At 62.1% G+C, this 5,668-nt stretch carries 1 protein-coding gene; it reads left to right on the plus strand.

Annotated features, from left to right (window positions below):
* Window positions 1–5,668, plus strand: a 5,668-nt coding sequence (locus AC1DXW_RS30690; RefSeq protein ID WP_477760881.1) for a beta strand repeat-containing protein, incomplete at both ends; no start/stop codon positions are given.

The raw sequence follows: 5,668 nt of genomic DNA on the forward strand, positions 1-5,668 counted from the left end.
CCGGGGTGATCAGCTACAGCTACACCCTCAACGATAACGAAGCCCACCCAACCGCCAATGGCGCCAACACTTTGCCTGAGCAGTTCGCCGTGACCGTGGTCGACGACAACGGCACCACTGCGACCGGCAGCCTCGACGTGAACATCGTCGACGACCTGCCCAATGGCGTGGACGATAGCAACGCCAGTACCGCCTCGGAAACCCTGCTGACCCTCAACGGCAACGTGTTGACCAACGACGTGCAAGGTGCTGACCGGGTAGCGGTCGGAGAAAATGCCGGCCCCATCACCCCCGGCACTTTCACCGGCACCTACGGCACTTTGGTACTGAATGCCAACGGCACCTACACCTACACCCTCAACACCAGCGATGCCGACTTCAAGGCGTTGCACGGCGGTGGCAATGGCACCGAAACCTTCACCTATACGCTGACGGACGCCGACGGTGACAGCAGCACCGCCAACCTGGTGCTGCAGATCCACAACAACGATGACCCGATCACGATTGGCGGTTTGAGCGCTCAGGGTGGTGAGCTCACCGTCTTCGAGAAAAACCTCAGCGACGGCAGCGCACCGGATGCCACGGCGTTGACCCAGAACGGCACCTTTACGGTCACCGCCCTCGACGGCGTCACGAGCCTGACCGTCGGCGGTATCGCCGTGGTCAGCGGTGGTGTGGCCGCCGGCTTGCCGCAATCGATCACCACGCCACTGGGCAGCACCCTGACCATCACCGGGTTCAATGCCGCGACCGGGGTGATCAGCTACAGCTACACCCTCAACGATAACGAAGCCCACCCAACCGCCAATGGCGCCAACACTTTGCCTGAGCAGTTCGCCGTGACCGTGGTCGACGACAACGGCACCACTGCGACCGGCAGCCTCGACGTGAACATCGTCGACGATCTGCCCAATGGCGTGGACGACAGCAATGCTTCAACGGCTTCGGAAACCCTGCTGACCCTCAACGGCAACGTGTTGAGCAACGACGTGCAAGGCGCCGACCGGGTAACGGTGGGTGAAAACGCCGGACCGATCACCCCCGGCACCTTCGCCGGGACTTACGGCACCCTGGTGCTGAATGCCAACGGCACCTACACCTACACCCTCAACACCAGCGATGCCGACTTCAAGGCCTTGCACGGCGGCGGCAGTGCGACGGAGAGCTTCACCTATACGTTGATGGACGCCGACGGCGACATCAGCACCGCCAATCTGGTACTGCAGATCCACAACAACGATGATCCGGTGGTCCTCAACGGCCTCAACGTGTATGGCGGTGAGCTGACGGTTTACGAAAAAAACCTCGGCGACGGCAGCAGCCCGGACGCACCGGCTCTGACCCAGAGCGGCACCTTCACCGTGACCGCGCTGGACGGCGTCACGAGCCTGGCCGTCGGCGGTATTGCCGTGGTCACCGGCGGTGTGGCCGCCGGCTTCCCGCAGTCGATCACCACACCACTGGGCAGCACCCTGACCATCACCGGGTTCAACGCCGCGACCGGTGTCGTGAGCTACAGCTACACCCTGAATGACAACGAAGCGCACCCGACGGCCAACGGCGCCAACACCCTGCCTGAGCAGTTCGCCGTGACCGTGGTCGACGACAACGGCACCACCACGACCGATTCACTGGACGTCAACATCGTCGACGACCTGCCAAAAGCCGTGTACGACAGCAATGCTTCAACGGCCTCGGAAACCCTGCTGACCCTCAATGGCAACGTGCTGAGCAACGACGTGCAAGGCGCCGACCGGGTAACCGTGGGTGAAAACGCCGGCCCGATCACCCCCGGCACCTTCACCGGCACCTACGGCACCCTGGTACTCAATGCCAACGGCACTTACACCTACACCCTCAACACCAGCGATGCCGACTTCAAGGCGTTGCACGGCGGCGGCAACGGCACCGAAACCTTCACCTACACCCTCACCGACTCTGACGGCGACAGCAGCACGGCCAACCTGGTGCTGAATGTCTACAACAACGACAATCCGGTGACCCTCAACGGCCTCAACGTGTATGGCGGCGAGCTGACGGTTTATGAAAAAAATCTCGGCGATGGCAGCAGCCCCAACACGTCGGCACTGACCCAGAGCGGGACTTTCACGGTGGCCGCGCTCGATGGCCTGCAAACCCTGACCGTCGGCGGCATTGCCGTGGTCAGCGGTGGTGTGGCCGCGGGCTTCCCGCAATCGACCACCACCCCGCTGGGCAGCACGCTGACCATCACCGGGTTCAATGCCGCGACCGGGGTGATCAGCTACAGCTACACCCTCAACGATAACGAACCCCACCCAACCGCCGACGGCGCCAACAGCCTCACCGAGAACTTCAACGTCGTAGCCACCGATACCGATGGCGACAGTGCGACCGGGCAGATCAACGTCAATATCGTCGACGACCTGCCAAAAGCCGTGTACGACAGCAATGCTTCAACGGCCTCGGAAACCCTGCTGACCCTCAACGGCAACGTGTTGATCAACGACGTGCAAGGCGCCGATCGGGTAGCGCTCGGAGAAAACGCCGGCCCCATCACCCCCGGCACTTTCACCGGCACCTACGGCACTTTGGTACTGAATGCCAACGGCACCTACACCTACACCCTCAACACCAGCGATGCGGATTTCATAGCCCTGCATGGCGGTGGCAACGGCACCGAAACCTTCAGCTACACCCTCACCGATGCAGACGGCGACAGCAGCACGGCGAACCTGGTGCTGCAGATCCACAACAACGATGACTCGATCACGATTGGCGGTTTGAATGTTGAGGGTGGCGAACTCACTGTATTCGAGAAAAATCTCAGCGACGGCAGCAGCCCAGACGCACCAGCCTTGACCCAGAACGGCACCTTTACCGTCACCGCGCTGGACGGTGTCACGACCCTGACCGTCGGTGGTATCGCCGTGGTCACCGGTGGCGTGGCCGCCGCCTTCCCGCAATCGATCACCACCCCGCTGGGCAGCACCCTGACCATCACCGGGTTCAATGCCGCGACCGGTGTCGTGAGCTACAGCTATACCCTCAATGATAACGAAGCGCACCCGACGGCCAACGGCGCCAACACCCTGCCTGAGCAGTTCGCCGTGACCGTGGTCGACGACAACGGCACCACCGCGACCGGTTCGCTGGACGTGAACATTGTCGACGACCTGCCAAAAGGCGTGTACGACAGCAATGCTTCAACGGCTTCGGAAACCCTGCTGACCCTCAACGGCAACGTGCTGAGCAACGACGTGCAAGGCGCTGACCGGGTAGTGGTCGGAGAAAACGCCGGCCCGATCACCCCCGGTACGTTCACCGGTACCTACGGCACCCTGGTACTCAACGCCAATGGCACTTACACCTACACCCTCAACACCAGCGATGCCGATTTCAAAGCCCTGCATGGCGGCGGCGACGGCAGCGAAACTTTCACCTACACCATCACCGACTCCGACGGCGACAGCACCACCGCCAACCTGGTGCTCAACGTCTACAACAACGACAATCCGGTGACCCTCAACGGCCTCAACGTGTATGGCGGTGAGCTGACGGTTTATGAAAAAAATCTCGGCGACGGCAGCAGCCCGGACGTACCAGCCCTGACCCAGAACGGCACCTTCACCGTCACCGCCCTGGACGGCGTCACGAGCCTGACCGTCGGCGGTATCGCCTTGGTCACCGGTGGTGTGGCCACCGGCTTCCCGCAGTCGATCAGCACACCACTGGGCAGCACCCTGACCATCACCGGGTTCAATGCGGCGACCGGTGTCGTGAGCTACAGCTACACCCTCAATGATAACGAAGCGCACCCGACGGCCAACGGCGCCAACACCCTGCCTGAGCAGTTCGCCGTGACCGTGGTCGACGACAACGGCACCACCGCGACTGGTTCGCTGGACGTCAACATCGTCGACGACCTGCCAAAAGGCGTGTACGACAGCAATACTTCAACGGCTTCGGAAACCCTGTTGACCCTCAACGGCAACGTATTGAGCAACGACGTGCAAGGCGCCGACCGCGTGACGCTCGGTGAAAACACCGGCCCGATCACCCCTGGCACTTTCACCGGGACTTACGGCACCCTGGTGCTGAATGCCAACGGCACTTACACCTACACCCTCAACACCAGTGATGCCGACTTCAAGGCATTGCACGGCGGTGGCGACGGCACCGAAACCTTCACCTACACCCTCACCGATTCGGACGGTGACAGCAGCACCGCCAACCTGGTGTTGAACGTCTACAACAACGACGATCCGGTGGACCTCAACGGCCTCAACGTGTATGGCGGCGAGCTGACGGTTTACGAGAAAAATCTCAGCGACGGCAGCAGCCCCAACACGCCGGCCCTGACCCAGAGCGGCACCTTCACCGTGACCGCGCTCGATGGCCTGCAGACCCTGACCGTCGGCGGCATCACGGTCGTCAGCGGTGGTGTGGCCGCTGGCTTCCCGCAAACGGCGGTCACGCCACTGGGCAGCACCCTGACCATCACCGGGTTTAACGCGGCCACCGGCGTGATCAGCTACAGCTACACGCTGAACGATAACGAAGCCCATCCGAGTGCCGACGGCGCCAACAGCCTCACCGAGAACTTCAGCGTCGTGGCCACCGATACCGATGGCGACAGTGCGACCGGGCAGATCAACGTCAACATCGTCGACGACCTGCCAAAAGGCATGTACGACAGCAATGCTTCGACCGCCTCGGAAACCCTGCTGACCCTCAACGGCAACGTACTGAGCAACGATGTGCAAGGCGCTGACCGCGTAACGGTCGGTGAAAACGCCGGACCGATCACCCCCGGCACTTTCACCGGGACTTACGGCACTCTGGCGCTGAATGCCAACGGCACCTACACCTACACGCTGAACCCCAACGATGCGGACTTCAAAGCCCTGCAGGGCGGTGGCAACGGCACCGAAACCTTYASCTACACCATCACCGATTCGGACGGTGACAGCAGCACGGCGAACCTGGTGCTGCAGATCCACAACAACGATGACTCGGTCACGATTGGCGGTCTGAATGTTGAGGGCGGCGAACTCACCGTCTTCGAGAAAAACCTCAGCGACGGCAGCAGCCCGGACGCACCGGCGCTGACCCAGTACGGCACCTTCATCGTGACCGCGCTGGACGGCGTCACGAGCCTGACCGTTGGTGGCATCGCCGTGGTCAGCGGTGGTGTGGCCGCCGGCTTCCCGCAATCGATCACCACCCCGTTGGGCAGCACCCTGACCATCACCGGGTTCAATGCCGCGACCGGTGTCGTGAGCTACAGCTATACCCTCAACGATAACGAAACCCATCCAACCGGCAACGGCGCCAACACCCTGCCTGAGCAGTTCGCCGTCACCGTGGTCGACGACAACGGCACCACCGCGACGGGCAACCTCGACGTCAACATCATCGATGACCTGCCAAAAGGCGTGTACGACAGCAATGCGTCAACCGCCTCGGAAACCCTGCTGACGCTCAACGGCAACGTGCTGACCAATGACGTGCAAGGCGCTGACCGAGTGACGGTCGGTGAAAACGCCGGACCGATCACCCCCGGCACTTTCACCGGGACTTACGGCACTCTGGCGCTGAATGCCAACGGCACCTACACCTACACGCTGAACCCCAACGATGCGGACTTCAAAGCCCTGCAGGGCGGTGGCAACGGCACCGAAACCTT

This window comes from Pseudomonas sp. P4_C4, assembly GCF_056402055.1.